This is a genomic window from Desulfosporosinus hippei DSM 8344, assembly GCF_900100785.1.
GTDB lineage: Bacteria > Bacillota > Desulfitobacteriia > Desulfitobacteriales > Desulfitobacteriaceae > Desulfosporosinus > Desulfosporosinus hippei.
On the sequence record NZ_FNCP01000004.1, the window covers coordinates 111,915 to 137,931 of the forward strand.

The 26,017-nt window shown below is 43.9% G+C and carries 29 protein-coding genes; 5 read left to right on the plus strand and 24 right to left on the minus strand.

The window, feature by feature from the left end; all coding sequences use genetic code 11:
- Positions 1-19: 19 nt before the first annotated feature.
- The 6 genes from BLS16_RS05160 to BLS16_RS24835 form a co-directional block, all read right to left on the minus strand.
- Positions 20-1,780: an acyl-CoA mutase large subunit family protein gene (locus BLS16_RS05160; protein ID WP_092330765.1), complete on the minus strand. Its 1,761-nt coding sequence runs from the start codon at positions 1,778-1,780 to the stop codon at positions 20-22.
- A gap of 2 nt (positions 1,781-1,782) precedes the next feature.
- Positions 1,783-2,742, minus strand: coding sequence for a methylmalonyl Co-A mutase-associated GTPase MeaB (gene meaB / locus BLS16_RS05165; RefSeq protein ID WP_092330768.1), 960 nt, complete (start codon positions 2,740-2,742; stop codon positions 1,783-1,785).
- Between the two features lie 47 nt (positions 2,743-2,789).
- Positions 2,790-3,536, minus strand: coding sequence for an SDR family NAD(P)-dependent oxidoreductase (locus BLS16_RS05170; protein ID WP_092330770.1), 747 nt, complete (start codon positions 3,534-3,536; stop codon positions 2,790-2,792).
- Between the two features lie 267 nt (positions 3,537-3,803).
- Entirely contained in the window at positions 3,804-5,570 is a 1,767-nt protein-coding gene (locus BLS16_RS05175) for a sigma-54 interaction domain-containing protein (protein ID WP_092330773.1), read from the minus strand.
- 70 nt (positions 5,571-5,640) lie between these two features.
- The gene (locus tag BLS16_RS05180) at positions 5,641-5,979 is read right to left on the minus strand and encodes an HTH domain-containing protein (protein ID WP_207649729.1); all 339 of its coding nucleotides are present in this window, start codon (positions 5,977-5,979) and stop codon (positions 5,641-5,643) included.
- A gap of 342 nt (positions 5,980-6,321) precedes the next feature.
- Positions 6,322-6,411 (minus strand): DUF2196 domain-containing protein, encoded by a 90-nt coding sequence (locus BLS16_RS24835; RefSeq protein ID WP_143015505.1) that lies wholly within the window; start codon positions 6,409-6,411, stop codon positions 6,322-6,324.
- A gap of 336 nt (positions 6,412-6,747) precedes the next feature.
- Between BLS16_RS24835 and BLS16_RS24535 the strand changes: the two genes are divergently transcribed.
- From BLS16_RS24535 to BLS16_RS05190, 3 genes are all read left to right on the plus strand, one after another.
- Positions 6,748-6,876 carry a hypothetical protein gene (locus BLS16_RS24535; protein WP_282433722.1) on the plus strand — a complete coding sequence of 43 codons (129 nt, stop codon included), beginning with the start codon at positions 6,748-6,750 and terminating at the stop codon, positions 6,874-6,876.
- A gap of 120 nt (positions 6,877-6,996) precedes the next feature.
- A complete protein-coding gene (locus tag BLS16_RS05185) occupies positions 6,997-9,036 on the plus strand; it encodes a heterodisulfide reductase-related iron-sulfur binding cluster (RefSeq protein WP_092330778.1) in 2,040 nt (679 codons plus the stop codon).
- A 164-nt stretch (positions 9,037-9,200) separates the two neighbouring features.
- Positions 9,201-10,082 carry a M23 family metallopeptidase gene (locus BLS16_RS05190; protein WP_092331050.1) on the plus strand — a complete coding sequence of 294 codons (882 nt, stop codon included), beginning with the start codon at positions 9,201-9,203 and terminating at the stop codon, positions 10,080-10,082.
- A gap of 247 nt (positions 10,083-10,329) precedes the next feature.
- Here BLS16_RS05190 and BLS16_RS05195 read toward each other — a convergent pair whose 3' ends face one another.
- From BLS16_RS05195 to BLS16_RS05240, 11 genes are all read right to left on the minus strand, one after another.
- The gene (locus BLS16_RS05195; RefSeq protein WP_092330780.1) at positions 10,330-11,112 is read right to left on the minus strand and encodes a YfjL-like protein; all 783 of its coding nucleotides are present in this window, start codon (positions 11,110-11,112) and stop codon (positions 10,330-10,332) included.
- A gap of 14 nt (positions 11,113-11,126) precedes the next feature.
- Positions 11,127-11,657 (minus strand): zf-HC2 domain-containing protein, encoded by a 531-nt coding sequence (locus tag BLS16_RS05200; RefSeq protein ID WP_092330782.1) that lies wholly within the window; start codon positions 11,655-11,657, stop codon positions 11,127-11,129.
- Entirely contained in the window at positions 11,638-12,156 is a 519-nt protein-coding gene (locus tag BLS16_RS05205; RefSeq protein ID WP_092330784.1) for an RNA polymerase sigma factor, read from the minus strand. The genes BLS16_RS05200 and BLS16_RS05205 overlap by 20 nt, the downstream gene beginning before the upstream one ends.
- 357 nt (positions 12,157-12,513) lie before the next feature.
- The gene (locus BLS16_RS05210) at positions 12,514-12,855 is read right to left on the minus strand and encodes a TfoX/Sxy family protein (RefSeq protein WP_092330787.1); all 342 of its coding nucleotides are present in this window, start codon (positions 12,853-12,855) and stop codon (positions 12,514-12,516) included.
- 188 nt (positions 12,856-13,043) lie between these two features.
- Positions 13,044-13,463 (minus strand): type II toxin-antitoxin system death-on-curing family toxin, encoded by a 420-nt coding sequence (locus tag BLS16_RS05215; protein ID WP_092330790.1) that lies wholly within the window; start codon positions 13,461-13,463, stop codon positions 13,044-13,046.
- Entirely contained in the window at positions 13,460-13,651 is a 192-nt protein-coding gene (locus BLS16_RS05220) for a hypothetical protein (protein WP_092330792.1), read from the minus strand. The genes BLS16_RS05215 and BLS16_RS05220 overlap by 4 nt, the downstream gene beginning before the upstream one ends.
- 253 nt (positions 13,652-13,904) lie before the next feature.
- On the minus strand, positions 13,905-14,696 hold the full coding sequence (locus BLS16_RS05225) for an AAA family ATPase (RefSeq protein WP_242876205.1): 792 nt from the start codon (positions 14,694-14,696) through the stop codon (positions 13,905-13,907).
- Positions 14,689-14,847 carry a hypothetical protein gene (locus BLS16_RS23985; RefSeq protein ID WP_207649734.1) on the minus strand — a complete coding sequence of 53 codons (159 nt, stop codon included), beginning with the start codon at positions 14,845-14,847 and terminating at the stop codon, positions 14,689-14,691. The genes BLS16_RS05225 and BLS16_RS23985 overlap by 8 nt, the downstream gene beginning before the upstream one ends.
- Positions 14,848-14,894: 47 nt before the next feature.
- Entirely contained in the window at positions 14,895-15,365 is a 471-nt protein-coding gene (locus BLS16_RS05230; RefSeq protein ID WP_242876206.1) for a GNAT family N-acetyltransferase, read from the minus strand.
- Positions 15,366-15,385: 20 nt separating this feature from the next.
- Positions 15,386-16,135, minus strand: coding sequence for a GNAT family N-acetyltransferase (locus BLS16_RS05235; protein ID WP_092330797.1), 750 nt, complete (start codon positions 16,133-16,135; stop codon positions 15,386-15,388).
- Positions 16,136-16,327: 192 nt separating this feature from the next.
- Positions 16,328-17,023 (minus strand): M23 family metallopeptidase, encoded by a 696-nt coding sequence (locus BLS16_RS05240; RefSeq protein ID WP_092330800.1) that lies wholly within the window; start codon positions 17,021-17,023, stop codon positions 16,328-16,330.
- A gap of 152 nt (positions 17,024-17,175) precedes the next feature.
- On the opposite strand from BLS16_RS05240, the gene BLS16_RS05245 reads away from it, so the two are divergent.
- Positions 17,176-17,979 (plus strand): SDR family oxidoreductase, encoded by an 804-nt coding sequence (locus BLS16_RS05245; protein WP_092330802.1) that lies wholly within the window; start codon positions 17,176-17,178, stop codon positions 17,977-17,979.
- Between the two features lie 15 nt (positions 17,980-17,994).
- The gene (locus BLS16_RS23990) at positions 17,995-18,693 is read left to right on the plus strand and encodes a nuclear transport factor 2 family protein (RefSeq protein ID WP_207649730.1); all 699 of its coding nucleotides are present in this window, start codon (positions 17,995-17,997) and stop codon (positions 18,691-18,693) included.
- 199 nt (positions 18,694-18,892) lie between these two features.
- Here the strand turns inward: BLS16_RS23990 and BLS16_RS05255 are convergent, their stop codons facing one another.
- The 7 genes from BLS16_RS05255 to BLS16_RS05285 form a co-directional block, all read right to left on the minus strand.
- A complete protein-coding gene (locus BLS16_RS05255) occupies positions 18,893-20,890 on the minus strand; it encodes an FtsX-like permease family protein (protein ID WP_092330805.1) in 1,998 nt (665 codons plus the stop codon).
- A complete protein-coding gene (locus BLS16_RS05260; protein ID WP_092330807.1) occupies positions 20,883-21,650 on the minus strand; it encodes an ABC transporter ATP-binding protein in 768 nt (255 codons plus the stop codon). Before BLS16_RS05260 ends, BLS16_RS05255 begins: the two co-directional genes overlap by 8 nt.
- A 121-nt stretch (positions 21,651-21,771) precedes the next feature.
- Positions 21,772-22,320, minus strand: coding sequence for a flavodoxin family protein (locus tag BLS16_RS05265; RefSeq protein WP_092330810.1), 549 nt, complete (start codon positions 22,318-22,320; stop codon positions 21,772-21,774).
- A gap of 420 nt (positions 22,321-22,740) precedes the next feature.
- Positions 22,741-23,439: an SAM-dependent methyltransferase gene (locus tag BLS16_RS05270; RefSeq protein WP_092330812.1), complete on the minus strand. Its 699-nt coding sequence runs from the start codon at positions 23,437-23,439 to the stop codon at positions 22,741-22,743.
- Positions 23,429-24,208, minus strand: a complete 780-nt coding sequence (locus BLS16_RS05275) for a DUF364 domain-containing protein (RefSeq protein WP_092330815.1) — start codon at positions 24,206-24,208, stop codon at positions 23,429-23,431. Before BLS16_RS05275 ends, BLS16_RS05270 begins: the two co-directional genes overlap by 11 nt.
- 63 nt (positions 24,209-24,271) lie before the next feature.
- Positions 24,272-25,297, minus strand: coding sequence for an ATP-binding cassette domain-containing protein (locus BLS16_RS05280; protein WP_092330817.1), 1,026 nt, complete (start codon positions 25,295-25,297; stop codon positions 24,272-24,274).
- Positions 25,294-25,986, minus strand: a complete 693-nt coding sequence (locus BLS16_RS05285; RefSeq protein WP_092330820.1) for a GTP-binding protein — start codon at positions 25,984-25,986, stop codon at positions 25,294-25,296. The genes BLS16_RS05280 and BLS16_RS05285 overlap by 4 nt, the downstream gene beginning before the upstream one ends.
- Between the last annotated feature and the right edge of the window lie 31 nt (positions 25,987-26,017).

A 26,017-nucleotide genomic window follows, 5' to 3' on the forward strand; every position in this document is an offset into this window, starting at 1 on the left:
TGTTGTCCACCCCTTTCCTTTAAAATACACCCGGCCGTTTCCAAAGGCCAAAAACTTCTTTAAAAATCTTCCATTGTTCACCCACCGTACAACCTGCTCGAGCACAATTCACTGTATATTCCATGACGTTCTTACCCTCTCTGCAAGCTATTCTTAATTCATTAAGGGCTTCTTCAGCCTCGACACCATTTCTATTCTTTCTGTGATCCTCAAGGCGTTGTAATTGTCTGGCCTCACATTCCTCAGGATAATGGAAGGCTTCAAAATCTTTTCCTTCACCACTTTTTTGGTAATTATGACCGACAATTTTAATTTCACCTTTTTCAATTCTCATTTGTTCTTTGTACATATAATTGTATATTTTCCGGCTGAGATAGCCGTTAGCAATAGCTTCCACATAGCCCCCTTGGTTCTCAATCTCGGTGATTTCTGCTAAGATTTTCTCTTCCATCTGATTGGTCAAAGCCTCTATGTAATAAGAACCTCCCAAGGGATCAACAACAGCGGTAACTCCTGTTTCATGTTCAAGAATTTGTTGGGTCCGTAAAGAAAGCAGGGATGCTTCCTCAGAAGGAACCGAAATTGCCTCGTCATAGGAATCGACATGCAAAGACTGGACCCCGCCCAGAACAGCAGCCAGCGCCTCAAAAGCCGAGCGAATAGCATTGTTATAGGGTTCTTCCCTTACTAAGCTTATACCGGAAGTCTGGAGATGACATCTCATCCAGGTTGACCGATCCTTCTTAGCCTGATACTTATGCTTAAGGATTCTGTACCAAAGTCTCCTCATGGCCCGCAGTCTGGAGACCTCCTCGAAGATATCCATCCCTCCGGACCAGAAAAAGGCTAATCTCTCAGCTACCCAATCCACTTCGTAACCGCGACGAATCATTTCATCCAAGATTGCCATCCCGTGAGTTGCTGCTACAGCCATCTCTGTGACACCGGATGTCCCAAATTCCCGGAAATTATAACCATTAAGGGTAATGAAATTCCATTTTGGCACATTCTTGCGGATGAATTCAATATTGTCACACTCAATCCGGAAACAATCTTTAGGCGGAATATATTCAGAAGAATTACGAACCAGTTCTTCAAGGGTCATATCATTTTGGGAACTGCCTTTAAGTTGATCCCAAGGTACCCCTCTTTTTTCGGCCATGACCAAATACATGGGAAAGAGACAGGCAGTATTGGAAGGGTAGTGGGTAACGATGGAGGAAGTTTCTTTCGCAAGATCAATCCCTTCATAAAGCAATTCCCAGTCAGGAACATGGTTGACACTGACTCCACAGGACCCGACAGAACCTTGGGCCATTGGGTCGTCACAATCATACATCTGAATCGTTGGCATATCAAAAAGGAGATTAATTCCTGTAGCTCCGTGATTCAGCAAATACTTTATGCGCAGGTTCGTGTCCTCCGGACCGCCAAAACCCACCAATTGACGTTGGGTAAAGGTACGGCCGCGATACATATTACTATGAATTCCCCGAGTAAAGGGAGCTTCGCCTGGATTTCCCAGTTGATCACAGTAATCCGTATCGGCAATATTCAATGGAGTATAGATCATTTCCCGGGGAATTTCAGAACCTAGAACTGTTAAGGGAATATTTTCCCAATTGGCGAGATCCTGGGGTTTAACCCTTTCTTTTTTCCATTGCTCAAGACCTTCTTGAACTTTGGCCAGATAAGTTGGGTCATAGACTTGACAATTTTCAGTTTTCTTCAGAGTCTCTTTAAGTATTTCTAAGGTTGTTTTCTGTTGCTCACTTTGCATAATTAGTCACCTTCCTCATGTCTCTTGGTAAAAAACAATTGCAGAATTTCATCCGCGGCCTGATAAGGATTTAAACCCTCCTCTTGAACCCTTACTAAAATATTTTTAACTTCCTCAACTTCTAAAAAACTTTCACGCAAGTAGTTCTTCAATCTTTCTTCTACAGCACCATAGCAGGCATGTTCACGCTGCAGATGGGTCTGTTGTTCTTTTAATCCCCCTTGACCTAAAAATGTTCTATGCCTTTGAATGGCTGCATCGAGGTCTGAGATCCCTCGGTCATTGAGGGCTTCCGTCAAGATAATTTCCGGAGTCCAGTCACTGTCTTTCCTCAAATAGAGCATCATTTGCAGGTCATCGACAACCTCCCGAGCACCAGGAAGATCAGCTTTATTGACGACTAACACATCGGCAATTTCTAAGATCCCGGCTTTTAAGGCCTGCATCTGATCCCCCAATCCCGGTACAGAAACAACAATCTTTGTGTCAGCATAACGAATGATATCCGCTTCCATTTGACCTACTCCTACGGTTTCGACGATGATAACCTCTTGCCCAAAGGCATCCATCAGCTTAATAATTTCACTTAACCTAGGAGCCAAACCGCCCAGCGCTCCACGGGTGGCTAAACTCCGCAAGTAGACACCGTCATCTTGATAAGCCCACTCCATTCGCACCCGGTCACCCAGAAAAGCTCCCCCGCTAAAAATACTGCTAGGGTCTACACAGAGCACACCGACACTATAAGCTTTACTTCTGAAATTACGGATTAACTTATCAACTAAGGTGCTTTTTCCAGCGCCGGGAGGACCGGTAACCCCGAGAACATACGCTTTACCTGTCAGGGGATAGATTGCCTTCATAATATCCAGGGATTTAGGGCTATCGTTCTCGATCATCGTGATTAGCTTACTAAGAGCTATGCGGTCTTTTTGGACTAAGCCTTCAATAAGTTTCTCCATCTCTGCATCTCCCATAGCAACTTTGTAAATAGGCTTTTGAATGAGCTCTAAATAAAATACCCTCCATTGATATCGATCACCGCACCTGTCATGTAGGATGCAGAATCAGCCGCGACAAACACCGCAACATCGGCGATTTCAGCCGGTTCTGCCAAACGACCGGCAGGAATCCTGGCAATGAGTGCCTGAAGTTGTTCTTCAGGATATTTCATCATCATATCCGTTTTAATATAACCGGGGGCCAGGGCATTACAGGTAATTCCTTTGGACATGTTCTCAACCGCTGTAACTTTAGTTAAGCCGATTAAACCAGATTTTGCCGACGCATAATACCCTGTCCCAGAAATACCTAGTCTGGCCGTAAGAGATGAGATATTGACAATTCGGCCATAATTATTTTGCCTCATACTAGGCAATACAGCTTTTGTACAGATGAAAGGCCCGGTAAGATTTACATTCATTACCGCATTCCAATTCTGTAAATTGCCTTTATGGATCAAACCGTCACGATTAATACCGGCATTGTTAACAAGGATATCGATACGACCGAAACGTGCTAGGATTTCCTCAACCATCTTATTGACTTCATTTTCTTGAGTCACGTCCGCGAGAAAAACCTCAGCGTCTGTTCCTATTTTACGAAGCTCTGAGACGGTCTCCCGGGCTTTTACTTCATTCTGGGAGATATCGTTAATTGCCAGTTTAGCCCCCTCATTTGCTAAGGCGAAAGCAATTGCTTTACCTAATCCCTGACCGCTGCCTGTTACCAGAGCAACTCTGTCTTTAATTTTCATGGCTTACCTTCCTTTCGTCCTGATCTTAAATCCTCTCTGCTCGCCCATTTTCAACTGCAACTGGCTGAGACGAGTCTGCCTGTTCTTTTAGACCTTTAGAGGGCTCATCTAGATTTAATGCAAAACATATGCCACTATATTTTAAATATTCAGATAATATGGCGGGCATTTTTATTGATATTTTCAGACAATTATAGCTAAATAAAAAGAAGCGATGCTCTATTGCATCGCTTCAGGTCATTTTACCGGCAATCCCTGATGCACCAGCTAATCAGTGATGCTTCTTGGCATCACCAAAGTCTCTTTCCTATAGAGCTTCAGCTTGCGTACTACGGTAGATTGATTTATGCCTAACATTGAAGCAGCTTTCCTGGTACTTTGGGTCAAATGATAGGCTTGTAAGATCATTTTCTTCTCTGTTTCGGCTAAGGCATCTTTTAAAAGTCTTAGCGGAGGCGGAGCTGCAGTTGTTTCTTTTGAGCCGTTGCCTTTAAATAAAGAAGGATCGATCCCTTCATCAGGGCTTAGAATCACCATTCGTTCAATGGTATTTTCGAGTTCACGAATGTTTCCCGGCCAATCGTGTTCCGTAAAGGCTTGCATGATTTCCGGAGAAATTTTGCGATTAAGGTTATATTTCTTAGAGAATTTTCGCATGAAGTACTCCACTAATATAGGAATATCGATTACACGTTCGCGGAGAGGCGGGACATAAATATTGACAACATTTAAGCGATAAAAAAGATCCTGGCGAAACGTCCCCTCTTTAACCATTTGCTCTAAATTTCGGTTTGTCGCTGTAATCAGGCGCACATCAACAGAAATACTCTGAGTCCCACCCAGGCGGGTAATCTCCTTTTCTTGAATCACTCTTAGTAACTTGACTTGAAGGTCAAGAGGAAGTTCACCCACTTCATCGAGGAATAAGGTTCCATTGAAAGCAAGTTCAAAGATTCCAGGCTTCCCCTTCTTGGCTGCCCCTGTAAAGGCTCCTTCCTCATAACCAAATAGCTCAGACTCTATCAGACTCGGGGAGAGAGCTCCACAATTAATTTTAATAAAAGGTCCGGTAGATCGTTGGCTTGCTTCGCGAATCATCCGAGTTATAATTTCCTTGCCTACGCCGGATTCCCCAGTGATTAGTACATTTGTATCCACTCGCGCCACACGAATGGATAATTCCACAACTTTTCGGATTTCAGGGCTATTAAAGATAAAGCCGTCCTCCAGGGCTTTTATTTTTAAGCGGGATAGTTCAGAGCGATAGTTATCCATCTCTTGAGAAAATTTATGAAGACTTCGTCTTAGGGAATTTAGTTCAGTCAGGTCTCGTATATTGGCAATGACACGTACTACCTTTCCCTTAGTATTGAAAACAGGGGTCCCTGTAAACAGAATTTCTCTGCCCTTAATTTCTTGAACCATAGTAGCTGAGTTAAGGGTTTGGAGGACTTTGGCTGTGACAAGTTCCGATAAGTAACCTCTTGTGACAAGTTCTGTTACAGGTTCTCCAGTAAAATTCTCTTCAAGGGGAATACCAAGCATTAAGCGGTAGGCCTTGTTCATGCGGATTATGCAGCCTTGACCATCTGAAATTACTAAACCATCAGCCGATGAATCGATCAAGGCGCTGAGTTCGCTATTCAGTTCTTGAACAGAATGTATTTGGTGAGAGACCAATTCCAGGTCAGTAATATCTAAAAAAGAACTTACTGCTCCGGTTATTTGCCTATTAATGATAATGGGAGTGCGATTGGTTAATACTGTTCTATCTCCAATCTGCAGCTTAACCCCATATTGGGGCTTAGCACTATGTAAAACATCTTTGATCCTAGATAAAAGAATAAGTTCATTAACATCACGGCCAATAATTTCTTCACCGCAGACCATAAACTTCTTGGCAGTTTCGTTGATATAGGTTATTTTTCCATTGATATCAACAGCGATAATTCCACTGTAGATTGAGTCAAGCACAGCTCGAAGTTCATTCATAAGAATTTCTGGCTTCTGGCTCTCTGTACTTTCATAGCCCATTAAAGGTTCCCCCAATCGTTAAGTCTGGAATCCCTGTTAAATTCTAAAATAGCTCGATTTCGAACAAGTCCTATCTCTCCCAGAAATTATATTTTGGCTCAACTGCTTTGAATATAAATCTTAATGTCATAATGACAGATGCAAGTCTATACTTCATCTCAATTGGTACTGTGTTAGTGTCGTTAATAAAATCTAAAACATCCTGCTCTTTGATGTTTGCAAATTTAGCAATAGTATTAGCACTTATCTTATGCACTTCAATAAGCACTTCTAAAAATGCTTTGAATTTGAAATCAGGTTCTTCATTGACAATATTGTCTAACATTAGCAGTAAGGAAAGAAAAGAATGCCACCATTCATGGCCTGTTGGTATTTCAAACTTATGTCCATCAATTTTTACTCCTAACAAATGCGATAGGCATTCCGTGCTCATTCAGAAATCGTCCGTCAATGTACTCAATATTTCTTCTGCTTCATTAAAACCTATATTCTTAATCTTAATTATCTCTGGCATTATTTCACCTCGAATTTCAATCTTGTAAAAGTTAATGTACTACTACAGAGATTTTTCCTCTCTTCGAAATCATCATGTTTTCACCCTAATGTCCAGTTATTAATCCTTACATATAAAAAAGTGTATAAAAAAAATCCTTGATAGTGTTCTAATGATGTATCACAGTTCCGACATGTGAAACCTTCCTTTATTATACAGTACATGTGTCAAATATTGAAAGATAAAAAGCATCTACCTTCATTCAGCAGATGCTTTAATGATTCCTATTTCCCCATCCTCAAGTCGTACTTTAATTCCCCTGGGATGTCTCTGGGAGTTCCGCTCCATACTCTGAGCAGTACTCCGGTCACGGTTAAATTTGTCTCAAATAGCTTTGGTAATGCTCGATAGCCATAAATATTAATAATATTCAAATACGAATATTCGTTTGTAGAATCTTTCTAAAAGCGCCAAATGCCATTGAAGTTTATTATGCCTAAGGGTATAATAAACGCAGTAAAACTAGTTTGAATTATCAGAACAATTAGTCCGTTATGATACAATCCTTTAAAACAGGGCTTTTTTTGCGATCGCTTTCTTCTATTCATCAAAAAGTTAATAGTTTTTAAGTAAAAAATGCCGTTATCATCATAGTCTATATTTATGGAAAGGAGTTATTAAATAATGAAAAGAAGAGCATTGTCAATGGTCTTACCCCTGGATATTTTAATAGTACCCAAACCATTACTTGGAAAGTACACCTTCGAAATTAATGGGGTTTGTGATCTTTGTGCTAAAAAGGAAATGAAATAAAGATGAACTCCACAGTATGTTTTACCCTTAGCTATAACAAAAACAGAAACTTCTGAACCATAAATTCGATCGGCAAAGCACTTATTCAGGTGCGGGCAGATCAAATGAGGAGAGATGAGCATGGCCACACGTCAAGTGTATTGGAACATTGAAGGAGAGCATTGGCTCTATTTGTTCTTCATCATTGCCCTTATTTTCTTCGGCTACGGAGTGTACAAACGAGTGTCACTTTGGAAATTAGGTCAGCCTGAGAATCGCTGGAAGAATCTATGGCCAGGCCTAAAAGATATTATTGTCTATGGATTCGGGCATAAGAGAATCCTCAAAGATTCTTATCCGGGAATTATGCACCTTTGTATTTTTTGGGGATTTGTATTCTTAGCCTTTGCCACAGCAATAATTACTTTGCAAGCTGATTTTGGCTTGCAAATATTCCACGGCTGGCTTTATCTGTTTATAAAGCTGACCGCAAATCTCTTTGGATTGGCGGCAATCCTCGGTATCCTAATAGCAGCATATCGTCGCTATATCCAAAGACCCGATCGCCTAGACAATAAAACGGATGACGCAATCACACTAGGCTTAATATTTGTAATACTGCTAACCGGCTTCCTAATTGAAGGAGCTCGGATTGCTGCAGCACCTGATCCCTGGGCCGGATGGGGATTTATTGGCCAATGGATATCAATTCCCCTCAAAGCCTATCTCAACCAGGCACAGTTACTTTCCTTGCATAGATTTTTATGGTGGTTCCATCTGCTCTTAGCAATGTCGTTCATCGCTTACTTCCCTTATTCGAAGCTGTTCCATGTACTATTGGGTCCATTAAATATGGTTTTCCGTAACAGAGGACCCATCGGAATCCCTGAGCTTATTAATTTTGAAGATGAAAGTCTGGAAACCTTTGGGAAAAGTCAGCTTCGTGAATTTTCTTGGAAAACTTTATTCAATACGGATGCTTGCTTGCGTTGTGGACGTTGCCAGGATAACTGTCCGGCTTATTTAAGTGGCAAACACTTAAATCCCAAAAAGATCATTCAGGATATGCGGGTTTTGATGGAAGAAACAGGTACGGCCGTTAAAGCTGTACAGAAAGACGCTTTAGCCAATCAAACGGCAGAAGCGGAAACTGCTGCAACCGTAGAGACCGTCGAACTGCCGGTACCTTCTCTCATAGGTGAAGTTATTCCTGAGGAAGACTTATGGTCCTGTACTACCTGCCGTGCTTGTGAACAGCAATGCCCTGTCTTCGTCGAGCATGTTGATAAAACGATTGATCTGAGACGACATTTAGTCTTAATGGAAAGTAGGTTCCCTGCTGAGGCTCAGTTAGCCTTCAGAAATATGGAGAATAACGGGAATCCCTGGGGTATCGGTTGGACAACACGGGCCGACTTTTTAAAAGGATTAGGCGTAAAAACCTGCGCAGAAGATCCTGCAGCTGAATATTTATATTGGCCCGGCTGTTCAGGTGCCTTTGATGCACGTAACCAGAAAGTCTCCGCTGCCTTAGTCAAACTGTTACAAGCAGCTGGTGTTCATTTTGCAATCTTAGGCAACGAAGAAAAATGCTGTGGTGACTCTGCCCGTAAATTAGGCAATGAATACTTGTTTTATACATTAGCCTCAGAAAACATTGAAGTCATGAAGGGATATGGGGTTAAGAAAATCATCACTCAATGTCCTCACTGCTTCAACATTCTTAAAAATGAGTATCCCCAATTAGACGGAAATTTCGAAGTTGTGCACCATTCAACCTTCTTGCTTGAGCTCGTAAAATCCGGAAAACTTGAGCTGAACAATATTTCCGGAAAATCAATTACCTATCATGATTCTTGTTATTTAGGCCGCTATAATCAGATCTATGCTCAACCCCGTGAATTACTCAAAATTGTTGGCCTAGAAATAAAAGAAATGGCTCATACTGGTGAAAAAAGCTTCTGTTGCGGGGCCGGCGGCGGTCGAATGTGGCTGGAAGAACATGAAGGCAAACGAATTAATGTCATGCGTAGCGAGGAAGCAATTGCCGCTAAGACAGATTATGTAGGTACCGCATGTCCTTTCTGCTTAACCATGATCGTCGACGGAATAGCGTCTCATGAAGCGGGAGAAGCCTTAAAAGCTCTCGATATTTCCGAAATTTTAGAAGGTTGTATATAATACTGATCTGTCAGACGGAGTAAAATTCTCAAGAGCAAGAAGCCCTCTAACAAATGGGCTTCTTGCTCTTGCCTTTCCTGCAGAGCATTTTGGCCTCGATTCAGCCTCTGAATTCACAAACTTATGTTATAATTGAAAAGAAAGTACTCAATCGGGAGGTTTATATGAACCGAATTGTTTCTATATCCGGCAAACTAAAATATATAGGTCTTTTGGGCCTGCCAATGTTCTTTTCGGATGCGCCGATCTGGAAATACCTTTGGTTGTTCTGGCTGTTTGCTTTTGTGGAGATTTTCGCCTCTTTCTCAATTTTTGTGCAGTCCTTACAGCAGTTGATTGCTATACCCTATATCTATCTTTCCCATGGCTTCCGACTGCCGGATCAAAATAACTATCAGCCTGCCATACGCTATTCCCTACCCTTCAGCGGGGAATGGACAGTGGTCAACGGCGGACCGGACAAGGAAACCTCTCATTCCTGGAGCATTTTAGCCCAGCGCTACGCCTATGACTTTTTGATCTTGGATGACAACGGTCAAAGCTGTTCCGGCGACAAAACCCTTTTGCCTAACTACTATTGCTACGGCAAGGAAGTCTTAGCTCCGGCTGACGGAGTTGTTGTGGAAGCAATCGACAAATACCCTGATTCCCGCACCTATGGCAACGGTTCCGTGGATCATGCCGCCAAAGACATTCGCGGCAATTACATCGTAATCAGGCACGCGGCAAAAGAGTATAGCTTGCTGGCTCACCTTCTGCCCCACAGCATTAAGGTCCAGGCGGGCCGGCAGGTAAAGCGCGGCGAACCCATCGCGCAATGCGGCAACTCCGGCAATACAACTGAGCCGCATATCCATTTTCAAATTCAGGATGGCCAAAGCTTCCTTGCCTCGGCAGGATTGCCCATTTCCTTTGCGGGAATTAAGACGAAGCCCGCTGAAAACTATGCCAAATTTGATCCGCGTCCGACATCTGAGCAAAAGGAAATGGATACATCAACGATTCAACGCGGCTCTTGCGTAGGGAATATTGAAAGTTCAATGTAGAATAGAATCGGCGTGTAAATCTGCATTTCGTCCATGACCAGATGCTTATCACTTGGCTTTGAGAACAATCTTCAATTGTTCTCGGGTTTTTTCTACCCACCGGCTACACCTTAGCTCCCAGGTATCCATCGCTCTGTAGAACCCCAAATCCAATTACGACATTCCGTATCTCTATCCAGCCTTAAGCAGTTTTTTCGCCCTCCTTTAGCCGACAACCACTCAGATACGAGTTGCTGTGGGCTATTATTTATTTTTTATCCTTTGCATTCACCTCGGCAACTCGACCGATCTCATACTGCTCCATAACTTGCGACAAATTCACCTCCCCCATTCGTTCTGCAGGAAAATAAGAAACAGCAAGGGAATTGACCCATGAGACTGCTTGATTTTCACTTTGCGGCTTATTAGATAGGGGCAAAATGCGAATGCTATACTCACGGACAGGAATATCTTGTTCATGTAAAACAGCTTCTAAAGCTTTGGCGACTTCTGCAATTTTACTAAAGGAAACATCATCACTAAACAATGTCACATCAACCGTAAGTGGCAGCGGAGGATTGTGAATATCCAATGTCATATCCCGTTCAAGTTTCGTTGAATCTCCCTCCTTGACAAAAGGAAGTGCGATATGATCAAAGTCATAATCAAGCTCACCGCCAATCATCTCTTTCGCGATTTCCCGCAGCTCTTCATCCAATCTCCGAAAGGTGGTAAAGTTGTTAGCAACCTCGTACTCGTAGTCATCGCGTATGACATTTCCATAGCTGTCAACATAGATGCTAAAGGCAGTGTCCTCGCTCGTACCAGACTGTACAAACACAAAATAAGAACTGAACTTGAAATTGTAATTGGATTTTTCAATTTTCAGATTCAGATCACTGTACTTTGTGTCAATGTATTGTTGAGCGGCTTTTTTGGCTAAGGCATTAGATACAGGATTACCGACAAAGCTGTTTACAAAAAGCAGCAATAAGATAATAAGCCCAAATCCAAGGGCTCCAGCCAATATCTTTTTCATTTTTAAATTCATTTTATCTCTCCCTCTTACTTCTTAAATGCATAGCATAATAGTCCGGCAATCAGAACACCCACGGCACTAAATGCTGCAAATACCCCAGACCACCAAGCTGACATGATGATTAAGTCTACTACAGTCGAGTAGGTTAAAAAGCCTTTCACTATTTCACGAATACTTACCCATACGAATGAAAACAAAAACAAACCAAGCGGCACAAAATATGATTTCTTCTTGAAGAGCATATAGCCAAAGCCCCCGATTGCAGGCATTATAAGCGCATTGTAGAACATACTCATACCATCGGAGAGTACCATGCCAATCAGTGTCCCAGCAAAAATAACACTGAGTAAAAATAATGTGATCTGCTTTTTGAGTTTAATCAATACAACCACATCATCCATAGCTGGGTTTGCCGCCGTTTTTCCGCCCAAGGCCTTCGCACAATCTTCACAGATCTCAATATGGTTCATTACCAGAGCACAGCTTTCCTCACTGGCAATACCATCTTTTACAAGCGGCATTAAGTCCATACAAACATTACAGGAAATCTGATTCACTGATGTATCCCTCCTTCAGTAGATTTGCTCGAATTCTGCCTTTGGTACGAAAATCAATGACTCTTGCCGAACTTTCCGAAATATTATGTTTCTGTGCAATTTCGAAATACGAATATCCATCCACTCGCATTAAGACAATGTCTTTGCTTTTAACAGATTCTTGTTCTAACAACTCATAGATTCGACCCACCAGCTCCTTTGTTATCACGGCCGTTTCCAAAGTTGTGTCATCTGATAAATAGATTCTCAGGAAATCTTCAGGGGCCAGTTCCTTTTTGCCTTTTCTTAGATGTTCATACCATTTGTGCCGAGCAATGGAAAACAGCCAAGTTTTTATGCTCGAATTACCCCTGAAGGCAGGCATTGATTTTATTGCACCAAGAAAAACATCTGAGGTCAAATCCTCTGAAAGGGACTTGTTATGCGTAAGGCTCAGCAAGTAGGAATATACATCCTGTTTATTATGTTCGTAAATGGTTTGGATGTTTATTTTTGCCATACGTTTCCCCCTTTCAGAAGATTAGTGTCAAATTGTTTGGATTTGTTACAATATAGCATACTCTATTTTTTATTCGGCACCCTGAAATTCGCTTTATTTTTTCGACCTGTATATAAATTACAACGGCATCAAGATTTTGCTGTCCTGATGCCGTTGTTTTTTTCTGCCTGAAATTGTAATTTTGAGGGAATATGGAATAAGAAAAGCACTCAGTCTGAAGTGCTTTTCTTATTCCATATTCGGAGGGTCTTATAAGCACCCCTCGTCATGGAGAGTTTACTTGACATACCATTGGCTCCCAGGATAACGACAGGGTTTACAAATGTCAACAATACCGTTCAGAACTCAAAAAATGGTTTACGGGATATTACAAAGCCGGTCGATTTTTTTCTTCTTAGGTTTTGGAATCGGAATAACCGGCTCCAGTAAAGCGATGACTTCTTTGCTGAATACGGAATTGTCTATGTCCAATATATAATGTTCTTTTGCTCTGTCATAAGGAAAGCCTGTCTCTGCATCTTTCATCTTTTCACTGATACAGTCAAGTATTTTCACAAAGACCATATTATCACAGACGAGAAGTATAGGCTTCTCATTCACATAAACCATATACTCTCCAAACATTTTCTTATATCTAACAGCACCAACGCCGCTGATCTGTTCACAAACATATTCAATATAATCTGTTGTTGTTGCCATACTATCACCTCTCGATCATTGGTATGCTTCTCTTTATCTGATATATTTGTTATAAAGCAGCCTAAGCACCAAGCTCTCAAACATTTTAATAGCTTCTTTGGAACCTCATTAATTCCAGGGTAATTAACTCCTGAGTAATGGAGTACCAGATTTCTTAAGTTAAATTAAAAGGGCTAGAGGAAACATCCTCAAGCTCTTTTAAGTCTTGCACCTATCCATTTTTTCATTCTCGAAATTATCATGTCTTTTAGTTGCGAATCACTGTCAGCAACGTTTATAGCGAAAAGTTCTAGTTCTTTTTCATTTGCGTGGAGATGGAACCCGTTAATATTAAGAAACACCATTCCTGACAAAAGACCAGTTCTTTTATTTCCGTCTGGAAATATATGACCTTTTATTATCAAATACATTAAATAAGCAGCAAGGGCTTCAACTGCTTTATAGCGCGAGGATGCATAATGAAATTGAGCTACAATTGATTCTGCTTTTCCTAATGAATCTGTATAATGTCCCTTAGCACCACCATGCCGGGCGATTAGTTTATCATGAAAGTCAAGTATTTCTCTTGGTAAAAGATTATTAAAGCGTTTTTTTTGAAACCTGCTCATTTATTACGAAGCTCTCTGAAAGTCTTATCATATCTTGTAATTAAGTTATCTGCCACGGCACTTTTATCAATAATTCTTCCCGAACAACTATTGCGAACAATCCAATTTCCACTAGAAGAGTTTATTTTTGAACTGGAAGTACTCTTTGAGGATACGCCATGTTTTTTTACATTATGAGATTTCGCCATCTGTAAACCCTCCTTTTGGTAGTTTAATATATTGTATTATACCATTAAAGATGATTCTGCGTCCATTTGAACAAAGCACGTGTTGGTGTGAGAATCTCTATCATCTCAGCCAACGCATTGAATATTTCTCCAATGCTTATCCAGACGTCCCCCAGCTGGCAATCCGATAATACACTTTAGCCGTCAGCCCCAGATGCCTTGAGTAGTCAATAAAATGTCGTACTTATCGGGTATCCCCTTAGTGGAGCTTATCTTATTCAAACTTATTTTTATGCCTCTGAAAAAAATCATAGAAATATCTCACATTCTCAAGATCTGCCCAATTTACAACCTCTAATTCCCTTGAATCAAGATTATAGATTTTTGCATCTAACGTCGCCAGCATAAATGGTGAATGCGTAGAAATAATAAACTGACATCCTAAAAACCTTGACATTTCATTTATCTTCTCAGCTAGCAACGTTTGATTTGCTGGGGACAAGGATACCTCCGGTTCATCCAACAAATAAAGTGCATCAGTTTCAATATAATCATCCAACATTTGCAAAGTTGTTTCTCCATTCGAATACTTTTCCTGTGCAAATTTTAATATTTCCATTTGTTTTCGCATTTTAGCGGAGTTTTTTAATGGTTCTATTTGTTCCTTATTCATCCCTCTTCTAATATGTTCATATATGTACCCATCACCTAGAACCTGTTCCTGTTGTATTTTTTTTATTTCATATAAAATATCTTCGCTTTTAATATACCTGCTTCTCTGAGGAAGTCTGCCAATCTGCCTGCCGCCTTCATCTTCACCTAAAGTATAACTGCATTCATCTACGAATTTTGTGAAATAAGGTGTAGTTCCGTACTTATTGCAGGAGGCATACTCATATCCTTCAATCTGCAACTTATTTGCAATAATATTCAGCAGCGTAGATTTTCCAGATGCATTATTACCATATAAAACTGTAATTGATCTGAAGAATAATGATTTCTCTATTTTATCAATAAATACATTATATGGATATATATTTGGATTACTTACTGACTCCTTAGACAATGAAAAGTTGCTTAAATATATTATGGGTTACACCTTCTCCCATAAGTTTTTCGAGGGGGTCTTTGTCGGACTCAAAATCGATAATGCCTTCAAGTTGAACCTCCGCGATATCTTCGAAGAAGCTCATCCCATAGATCGGCTCTTCACCCAACGGGAATTAAGCACCATGGCAATAATCGATGGGACGATCACTTCATTTTATCTGTTGACAATAAACAATTCATTTTCTTCATCATAGGTATACCCCGCCGCCAGCAGCGTCTGGCGTGAGGCCAGGTTATCCTCGTCGGGCTGGGCAATAATTCTTTGCCCATTGGGAAGGGCAAAGATGTGGGATTGAAGCAGCTTCAGGGCTTGACAGGCACAGCCTTTACGCAAAAAATCCACTTCGCCGATTAAATAATCAATACTGTAGGTCTCTTCGACAGGAATACTGCCCTGCCAATCCTCTCCGCTTCGCCAATAGGGGTAATACTGACAAAACCCAATGGGTGTTTCCTCGGCCAAAATGATGTAATGCCGTATCCAGCTGTATTCGCTTTCCCGCTTGCTTACTTCGTCGACCCAGGCTTCCACAGGCGCATACCAGCGCTGAATATGCTCGCTGTGAAGCCAGTTGACAAACAACGTCAGGTCACTGTCTGTAAAAGGCTTGAGTTGAATATTCATGCTCATCTCCCTGTATTTCTTCATTTTTTGAGTATTCTCTTTAAGTAGTCGACATCTAACAAATTCACTGTCTCAAAATTTCCTTTATAAAACACACCCCAGTTATTGAAAACACAAGGCAATTCCTTTGCTTTTTGGAGCGTATCCACTTGAATTAAAGATACAGGTACGTCATTCATTTCACAATACTGTTTTATCATCTCAATGTTTTGATAGACATAGGGGCACTGCATATCATAATAAATGGTTAGCTCTTGGCTTTCAATTTCTTGGTTTTTAACATTTTGGGCGAACTTTGGCGTTGTTCCGTCAAAAGAAAGTGCAAGCAATTCATATCCATTATCGGTAGTATCAACAACCTTAAAGCCGAACCTCTTCGCAAATGATTGGTCAGAAAGCCAAGATTTTTGTTTTTTTGCTCCAAGCATACAAATTCCTGATTTCCCCCTTTCTTTGGCATCAGCCAGACAATACTCCATCAGCGATTTCCCATACCCTTTTCCTTTGTGACTACCAGAAACCCATAAGCAATACAGATAATAATAGTTGTCACCAATTATGGGAACCCAAGCTGTTTCAAGAGGAGCATATTCAATAAAAACCGTAGCCCTTGCATTTAACTTTCTAAAGACATGACCGTCCTTTAGCCGGTCTGAAAGCCATTGTCGCTTGGCGTCAATACCTTGATGGGGCTTTTTACTGCGGATAATGCAGCATAAATGCTCATTGACAAGGTTTTCTGTTGTTAAGTTTACAAAATCAGTATTCATAAGTACCCTCCCTTCAAATCTAAACTTGTAGTTCTTGCTTTTTCGTCTTAATTGCCAAATGCGTACAAGTTATTAATTACCTCAAAACTTTTTTCAGGTTCCATTGTCTGCCTCATGCAAATTTATTGCCGCCTGTCGCCATCGTTTTCTTTGCAATAGGTTACCTTTTTTTGCTTCACTATCCAATTAAAATTATGAAGCACAAAAACGTATTTGATCCTTATCTGTGGGGATTCCGTTATACACTTTTCGCCATTCACCGTCTTTGATTGATTCATACTGCTCAAAAGCGCAAGGCAGTCCCCTTGCTGAAAGTATGTCACTACTATCCATGAGCTGAAAATGCAAATGTGGAGAAAATGAATTGCCTGAATGCCCTACTTTACCTATAACATCACCTTTTTTTACGCTTTGTCCAATCGAAACCCTAATTGAACCTTTTTGAAGATGGACTAATCCGGCATATACATCGTTACTACATTTCATAATGATATAGTTGCCGGCAACGGATTGTATAGTGTCTTTTCTCGGGTTAAAGGCATACGCGCTCTTTACAGCAACAAACAAATCCCAAAGTAAATGCGCTCTGGCTCTTTCCTTATAACCATCTTCGGCTCTAACAATTACCCCGTCGCAAGGCGCATATACATCTTGCCCCCAACAGTAACACTCATTTAGAGGAACACCTATAAGGAGATACCGCAGCCAGTGAGCACGATAACTGGGCCAGCCTTTTCTTTTCCAATCCACTTGTAAAAAATCGTAAGCATATCGTGTCCCTAACTGATCTGTTCCGTGGCTTGGAATCTTTTTGCCCGGCGTATTGGGAGCCAACCATTCTCCCCTTAAAGGAAACTCAACTATTATCGGTTTATATATTTCTTTCATTCCATACCTCCGCAAGTACGTCCAATTGTATTTCTGCCATACTCAATAGTATGTATATCGAAACATAACCTGACCCAATGTTGTCAGGTTATGGTCTGTATAATGGAATCACGTAATATCACAGGCAAAATGAAGTCAAGGAGGATAAGAACATGGAAGAACCATCAAAAGACACATTCGTCACAAAGGAACTTGACGGAAAGCGCGTTCTTGTAACCGGCGGGACTAAGGGAGGAATGGGCGAAGCGATTGTAAATCGGCTTACTCATGCCGGAGCAACGGTCATCACGACAGCACGCAATACCCCGGATGAGTTAACGGACTCAGATTTATTTATTCAGGCTGATATCAGCACTCCCGATGGCACCACAAAAATTGTGGAAAATATACTTGAACGCTTTGACGGCGTCGATATCCTCATCAATAACGTAGGAGGATCTTCTACTCCGACAGGAGGTGTTCTTAAGCAAACTGACGCGGGCTGGCAGCAGACGTTTGAGACCAATTTATTCGCTGCTGTCCGACTGGATCGGGGGTTGCTGCCTCCGATGCTTAAACAGGGCTATGGCGTTATTATTCATGTTACATCTATTCAGCGCCGCTTCCCAGGAGAAAACACTATGGCGTATTCAGCGGCCAAGGCCGCGCTCGCAAATTACAGTAAAGCGCTGGCAACAGAACTCGCACCAAAGGGCATCCGTGTTAACAGCGTTGCACCTGGGTTCACGGAAACAAAAGCCGCCGGAAGACTCATCGAGCGAATAGCGCAGGAACGGGGATACGATTATAGCGATGCCCGGCAGGCTTTGATGGACTCTCTCGGCGGTATCCCGATTGGCCGCACCGCACGTCCGGAGGAAGTAGCGGAACTCATCGCTTTTCTGGTGTCCGATCGCGCTTCTTACATTGTCGGAGCGGAGCATACAATTGACGGCGGCATTGTCCGCACAATATAAAGGAGAATGATGATTATGATAAACAATAAATTTCAATTATCAAAACCGATTGAGGCACATTTTCAGGCAACAAACGCGGACGATCCTGTGACCTTCCTTTCAATTTTTACCGATGACGCCGTTGTAATAGACGCCGGTAAAGAATATCACGGGAAAACCGCCATCAAAGAGTGGAGCGACCGCGACTATTTCAGCGTCCATCTGAGACTGGAAGTCACAAATGCCGTTCAGGATGCCGTAGAAATTGTCGTAACTGCAAAATCAGATGGAGACTACGACAAGAGCGGGTTGCCGTACCCTCTATATCTTGATTTTCACTTTACGGTGGAGGGGGATAAAGTCACGCGTTTGCGCAACGTCCTTTCCTCCAACGGCAGGTCAATCCCGTTGCCGCAACCGATTGCAGCCTTTTATCATGCCTCTGATGTTTATGACAAAGCCCTGCTTGCGGGCTGCTTCGCAGCGGATGCAGTGTTGGTTGACGAGGGAAAGGAATACCACGGTCCCGAAGCCGTCAGTGGGCATATTCTGGAGGCAAACCGGGATGCTAAGGTCATGACGGAAATCACTGACTGCGTAGAGAAAAACGGTGAGACGATTGTCACCGCCACGCTTTCCGGCAATTTCGAGGGCAGCCCAATTCCGTTAGATTTCCTTTTTAATCTTGAAAACGGAAAAATCAAAGCCCTGAATATTGTGTTGGCGGGTGAATGAAAATGGCAGGAGAATTCTTCTTTCGAATATCGCCCAATCTCACGGTCCTCTGTAATTAGTGCTCTTGAGATATCACATCGCTTTATTCTGTTCTTTAAGAAGAGTATATTGAAAAGTCCCCTCCGCAAATTCAGGCTGTATTCAGCGCTGGCCATAGGATTGATTCTAGTTTTGTATTTCACCTTCAGACCTCCAATGCTTATCCAGACGTCCCCCAACTGACAATCCGATAATACACTTTGGCCGTCAGCCCGTAGACAATAGCATAAAACAGGGCAAAAACCAAGATGGTACCCGCTGTGCACCAGGCGAACAAACCTACATTGGTGAGATTCAGTACGGCCAGCAATTTCGTAATGATGGGAAAAGCGAAGGCAATATGGATCCCAGCGGCAACCAGGGGCAGGAAAAATACGATCAGAACCTGACTGCGGATGGAGCCTCTGACCTCTTCACGGCTCATACCCACCTTCTGCATGATTTCAAAGCGAGCCTTATCGTCATACCCCTCGGAGACCTGCTTATAATAGATAATCAGTACGGTGGCCATGATGAACAGCGCCCCCAGGAAAATTCCCAGGAAGAACAATCCTCCATATATAGCGAAAAAGGATTCCTTGGCTGCCACCGGGGATTCGATGCTGCTGCCGGGATAATCGCTGCCTACGGCAGTGCGGATGTCCTGGTAAACAGCCGAGATGTCAGCCTCGCCGGCCTCCAGATCAAAGCCCAGATAATATCGATACCCTGAGGGATCATCCCCATTTTCTTTGGCCCGGGCCTCCTCCATGGCTTTGACCACATCCATATCCTTGACCACGACATAATAGCTGCCCGAGATGGATACCCTATTCGGACTGTTTTCAAAAAACGAGTCCAGCCTTTCCTTGACTGTGAATGTCCGGTTTAATACCGTCAGGGTATCTTCTTCATACTTGCTGCTGCTGGAATAAATCAGAATCTCATCATCCCCCAAGCTGGCCGTTCTCTTGGCCAGCCGGTTATAATCCTCCAGAGGAATCAGATAGAATTCCCTGACCGAAGAAGAGTCGTCGGAGATGTTGCTCATATCCGTGATCACCCTGTCCCCCTCTTGATTGCCGACTAAGGCCGCATACCTGTAGTCCAGTCTATCCTTCCCCTCCAGCCCATGCTTCGCCAAGACCTCCTTAACCGACGTCTGCAAGCCCTCCACGGATTGCTGAGCAGGCACGGGGGTGGAAATCATAATATGTTGAGGATACCGGGTGCGCAGCACGTCCTCCATCCCAATATACAAGGACACGGTGGTGGACACCATCACCAGCACAGCCGTGGCCATGATGCAGATATTGGCCAGCCCCACGGCGTTTTGCTTCATCCGGTACATCATCCCCGCAACAGCGGTAAAATGCCGGGTCTGATAATAATACCCCTTGTTCCGGCGTAGCAGTTTAAGCACTGCGATGCTGCCGGCGGTAAACAAACAATAGGTGCCGACCATCACCAGGAGGACGGCAAAGAAAAATTGGGTCAGGGCGGCCAGAGGAGATTCGGTAGTGAGGGAGATATAGTAACCCCCGCCCAGGCTCAAGGTTCCCATCGCCACCAAAAGCCATTTTGTTTTCGGCTCCTTCTCCCCTGTCTGACCGCCCATCAGGAGTTCAACAGGCTTAGCCAGATGGATTTGGCGCAAGGTATTGAGCAGGGTCAACAGGAAAATTCCAGCGAATAGGACCAGCACGGCAGCCAGAGCGGGGCCGGACACCTCAAAGCCCAGGGGCACCTCAAAGTTGAGGATTTTCAGCAGAACCATGAAGATCAGCTTGGAGAGAAGTATCCCGCCCAGCAGGCCTGCCCCCAGGCTGATCCCCGCCACATACAGGGTTTCGATGGCTAATACTCTGGCGATATGCTTCTTCTCCATGCCCAGGATATTAAAAAGGCCAAATTCCTTTTTACGCCGTTTGATCAGAAAGCTATGGGTATAGAAGAGAAAAATCGCCGCGAAAATCGCGATCACATAGCAGCCTAGGTTAAGGATGGTTTGCACCTCGGAGCCGCCGGTCATTTTTCCCAAACCCTCATTTTTAGACAGAAAAACCATGATGTAATACATCATCACCGTACCGATGCAGGTCAGGATGTAGGGCAGATAGGTTTGGGCATTTTTCTTCAGATTGGTGGCGGCCAGCTTGGGATAAAAGAATCTACTCATGGTGCCCACCGCCTGTGGCCATGGTGGTCAGGGTATCAGAGATCTTCTGGTACATGGCTTCATCCGACATTCCGGCTTTATAAAGCTGGTGGAAGACCTCACCATCCTTAATAAACAGTACCCGTTTAGCATGGCTGGCCGCTTTCACGCTGTGGGTAACCATTAGCAGAGTCTGCCCCTCGGAATTGATTTCCTTAAACAGGCGGAGCAAGCCCTCAGCGGACTGAGAGTCCAGGGAACCGGTGGGTTCGTCCGCCAGAATCAGCTGGGGTTTGGTAATCAGGGCCCGGGCCACGGCACAACGCTGCTTCTGCCCTCCCGACACTTCATAAGGATATTTGGCCAGGATATCACCGATGCCCAGCTTGCGGGCAATGGGCTCCAGCCGCCGGCTCATCTCCTCATAGGACTTGCCGGAGAGCACCAGGGGCAGGAAAATGTTATCCTGCAAGGAGAAGGTATCCAGCAGATTAAAATCCTGAAACACAAAGCCGAGATTTTCCCGGCGGAAGGCGGAAATCTCTTTTTCCTTAATGGTGGTGAGCCCTTTCCCCTTGAGCAGAACCTCACCGCTGGTGGGTTTGTCCAGGGAGGCCAGAATATTGAGCAAGGTGGTTTTGCCTGACCCCGATTCACCCATGATCGCTGCATATTCACCCTCCTCCACGGAAAAGGACACATTGGCTAAGGCCTGAACAGGGCTGCCGCCAAAGCGGGTAGTATAGACTTTTTTAAGATTATTCACCTCGAGAATGGTCATGAAAAAAGAACCTCCTTTGCTGAGTAGGTTCAGTATAGCAAAACTGGAAAATGCCCTGCCATAACTTTGGCTTACATTTTCCAGTTTAAGCTTACCCTTTTGTAAGGTAGATTATATTTCACTAAATGGCCTTTCCTGCTTCATAAGCTTTAGATAAGAGTTCTTGATTATTAGCTGCAGTGCTGGGGTCAGTGCCGCCGGTTTGTAAAATGGTATTAACTACATTTAAACCAAACATCTTAAACATAGCTTCATAGCTCTGAAAGGATGTCTGAAAAGCCTGGGCGTTGGGATTACCTTGGGAATAAACCATGATCAGGCTTTTAGCAGCATACCTGGGCTTATGGTTTTCATCGAACAAGCCGCAGAGCCTATCCCAGAACAATTTCATTTGAGCTGTAATCTGCCAAAGATAGATGGGGGATCCAAAAACCACAACATCGGCATCGATAATATGTTTGAACATATTCTGAAAATCATCTTGCATGATGCAGTTTCCGGTTTTGCGACAAGCTAAACAGCCTTTGCAGGGGTTAAGATTCATATCATACAGATCAAAAATAGTTGTTTCGGCCCCAGCCTCTTGTGCTCCACGAATAACTTCTTTAACAAGGGTGACCGTGTTGCCATTTTTTCTTGGACTCCCCATAAACGCGACCACTTTTTTCATGCTGTAATTCCCTCCGTAAACCAATTTTAGGATTATTTTACCCACTTGTGAAACTTTCAATTAATTGACTCTCTACTATATGATAGTTCCACTAATACCCTTCTATTTCCTGCTAATGTGAGGCCCTATTTCCGCAAAATCCTGCTGCTCCTCTATAGTGTAGTTATGCTGTTCTTCAAAAGCCTTTTCACCTTTTTCAACTGATCTTTAGCAGAAATGTACCTTTGAGAAGCCAAGAGTGCCTTCAGATAACCAACTTCTTTCTCAATCTTTCTTTGGCGCTTAGCACTGTGAAAATGTATTCAGAAAATGAGCGAGCAGCCCCGGCAGCCAATCTCTGTTTTCCCGAGTCACCGTGAGCAGGGCCACCTGAGCGTGCTCTCTGATTTGGATTTCACCGGTCAAAAAGATATGCATTTCTCACAGACTCCCTTTAATCTCAAATACTCCAATGGATTTCAAGCGGGGTATGACCCATGGAAATCGGGAGTCCCCGGTGGTTTTGAGAGACTTTAACAAAAAATTGCTCAAGTCCTCAGCACTGATAGCTGGGCAATGGGTCCGGAGGAAATCCTCTGCATCGGCCCGGGAGTGAAAGGGCTGACCGAACTCAAAGGCTGCTTCCGTGAGGACATAGTCGATCCTTTTCTCCTTGAGAAACTCCTCCACCTTTTCAGGAGTATTCTTCAGGAATTTCCGGTATTTTTCCGGGTAAAGCTCTGTTTGCTGTTTCTTGCCCACCACGGCAATCAGCTTCCGGCAGTGGGGCAGAAATTCTTCAACTTCTCTGCTGCCAAAAAAACTTACGCAGATAACGTCCCAGTCCTCCTTTAGAGCCCTGTAGTCCATAAGCCTAGGCCGGATATTGCTGATCTGCCTGGCATCTACCTGTTTCTGCAAAGCACCCAAGGCATTGAGGTTAATATCTATACAAGTAATGCTTGAGATACTGGGGCTGAGCTCCAGATCCAGAAGACCCAGACCGCAACCTATATCGCAAAGGGTGGTACAACTGCGCAGCATGGGAGCAATCAGGTCAGCCACTTTTCTGAAGAACCCTGAATAGGCATTAGCCTCCTCATACCAGCGAATGGTTTGGGCATTCCATTCAAAATTCATGATCCTGCTGCCTTTCTGCTTTAAAAGCCACCTTTTGGCCTGCTCGGAAAATCTTCACCTGTTCCGCCCCGGCAGCCACCCTAAAAGCCTGAGCATTATCTTTAATGAGAAACCCTGACAGTTCATCAATCCCGTAGTCAAAAAGCACCGGAGCCAAGGGGGTAGCGGGCCCCACCAGACAGACCTGGGCAGCATTTCTGGTCAGTTCCAGGAGCCGGGGCAGGGTTTTATCCACCAAAGTTGTGCAGGTAAGGTAGGCATAATCTGCTTCAGGCAGCAAGTACTCACAGGCCGGCATCGTGTAGTCCCCCTCTAAGGGGTCCCATTCAATAATGGAAAAGTCGCAGACCGGTTCCAGCAGGTTCTCCAGGTAGGGAAAATGCCCCACAACCACAACTTTTTTTCCCTTAACCGCATTCTGAGACATGATAAAGGGATCATAGCGCCGGTCTTCCACGCGCTGGGCATCGGAAAATTCCACACCGTTGGCTCTGGCCACCTGAGGATTATTGTAGTAAGCGTTAAGGGCTGCAGACCCCAGAGCAGCCTCCATCAGGTTCCATGATTTCACACAGGATGCCGCTTCCCGCAGGGGCGAGCCCAAGAGGTTCTTGTTAAACATAGGCATCCGCTGATTATAGGGCCGTCCCGCAGCCACTCCTGAACTGTCTCCGCTGCGGACATAAGTATAATGGTACCCGCAAACCAGCTCATCAACCCAGTAATCTTCAGGTATCCCTTCGATTAAAGCATCGTATAACTCCCACACCGTAATCCCTCCTTTAGATTGGGCAATATTCAACTAACAAATGACTTCCCCGCTGAATCCTTATCAGCCAGGCTCTTCCAAATCTCTCATGCTAATCACTTCCCCGGCCCGCAGCGCTGTGCGCAGCCTCTGCATAGTATTATCCAGGTCTTCAATGATCCCCAAACTCTCTTTCTCCGCCTCGGATATCTCAATAACTTTGGCGATTCCCCCGTTTTGAATCACAATCCGCTTGTCGGCGCTCAAGGCCAGAAGAGGGTCATGAGTGGAGACTAAAATAATCTTTTCCCTTTTGGCCAGAAGTCCTATCGCCTGCCGCCGGTTAATCCCGGCATTTTCGATTTCATCAATCAGGATGATGGGAGATTCACTCATGAAGGCAGTATCCGCGATCATTAGGGCCCGGGACTGCCCTCCGCTAAGCTGGGTTACCAAAGTGTCTTCAGAGAATTTTTCCCCAGCCAGCTCATTGGCACACTGAAAACAAGTTGCTGTCACTTCTCCTACATTAGGTGTAAGCCGGCATTTGGCATGCATCTCCAAAAATTCACAAACCGTCAAATCCATGACAAAATTCATATTTTGGGAAAGCTGGGCCACCAGTTTCCCTTCCATTTCGAAGCGCTGCAGGTCATCCAGTTCCGCCCCGTTGACCAGAATTCTCCTGCCCGTGAGGGTATCCCCCTGGGCCAGGCACTCAATGTCATTGAGCAGCCGGCTTTTCCCCGATCCCGTGGGCCCGACAATGCTGATGATTTCCCCGGCGGAAATCGTCAGACTGACAGCTTCCGGGCTCTTGGCTTTATTCCATCCGCCGATAATCGTAATAGACTTGACCTCGGCCAAAGGATTCTCTTTGGGAGTAAACTGCTCCAGAAACTCAGCAAAGCTCTCTAAAGCTCCCAACCGATCCAAGCCGAATTCTGCCAGAGCTTCCTCTTCCACCTCCAGCAAGGCCTGGGAGAAAGAAAGCTCCGGCCCTAAACTATGCAGCCGGTAATTAGCCAGAAAATCCCAGCCAATGGGATATTCCCTCAAGACCTCCGCCAGAGGCCGGCTGGTCAGGATACTCAAAAAATCTGCTGTCATAGGCTTTTAAACTCCATCTTCTTCATCATTCCCATCTGATAAGGCTCTCCGATTTTAATCTCCCCGGTGCAATAAGAGCAGATCGCGGCAGGCGTGGTGAAACGCAGTCTAGTATCTCTGAGGCTGAGAATCTCCCCGGCCTGCTGCAGGTATTTGGCCAGAATAAAGGCCCCTTGTCCGGTAATCCCGTTCAAAAAAATCAGTTTCCCCGCTGAATTCACCTGCCGGATATTGAAGGCAAAGACCTCCCGTTCGGCCTGGGAAACAATATCTCCTTTGGTCACCACCACGATATCCGCATATTTGAGCATGGGGCCTATTTTGCGAGGGGTATTCACTCCGGAGAGATTGTCAATGACACAGACGGACAGAATCCCTTTGATATAGGGGGAACAACGGTTGCAGAGACCGGCACTCTCCGTGATGAGCACCTCAAAACCTGACTGCACTCCCCACTGAACCGCATCTTCAATATTGCTTACGAAAAAATGATCCGGACATACCTTGCCGGAAAACCCGGTATGCACAGGAATCCCCGCTTCTGCATAGCTGAGATTGTCAAAAGAAGTCAGGCAGTCAAACTTCACAACCCCAATACTGCCTTGAGGACGATTCATCCCTTCAATTAGCCTGAGTATTACCGATGTCTTGCCCGAAGAGGGCGGACCGGCAACTGTTATCAGTTTCATAACAACCTCCAAACGCTTTCCATTAATAAGT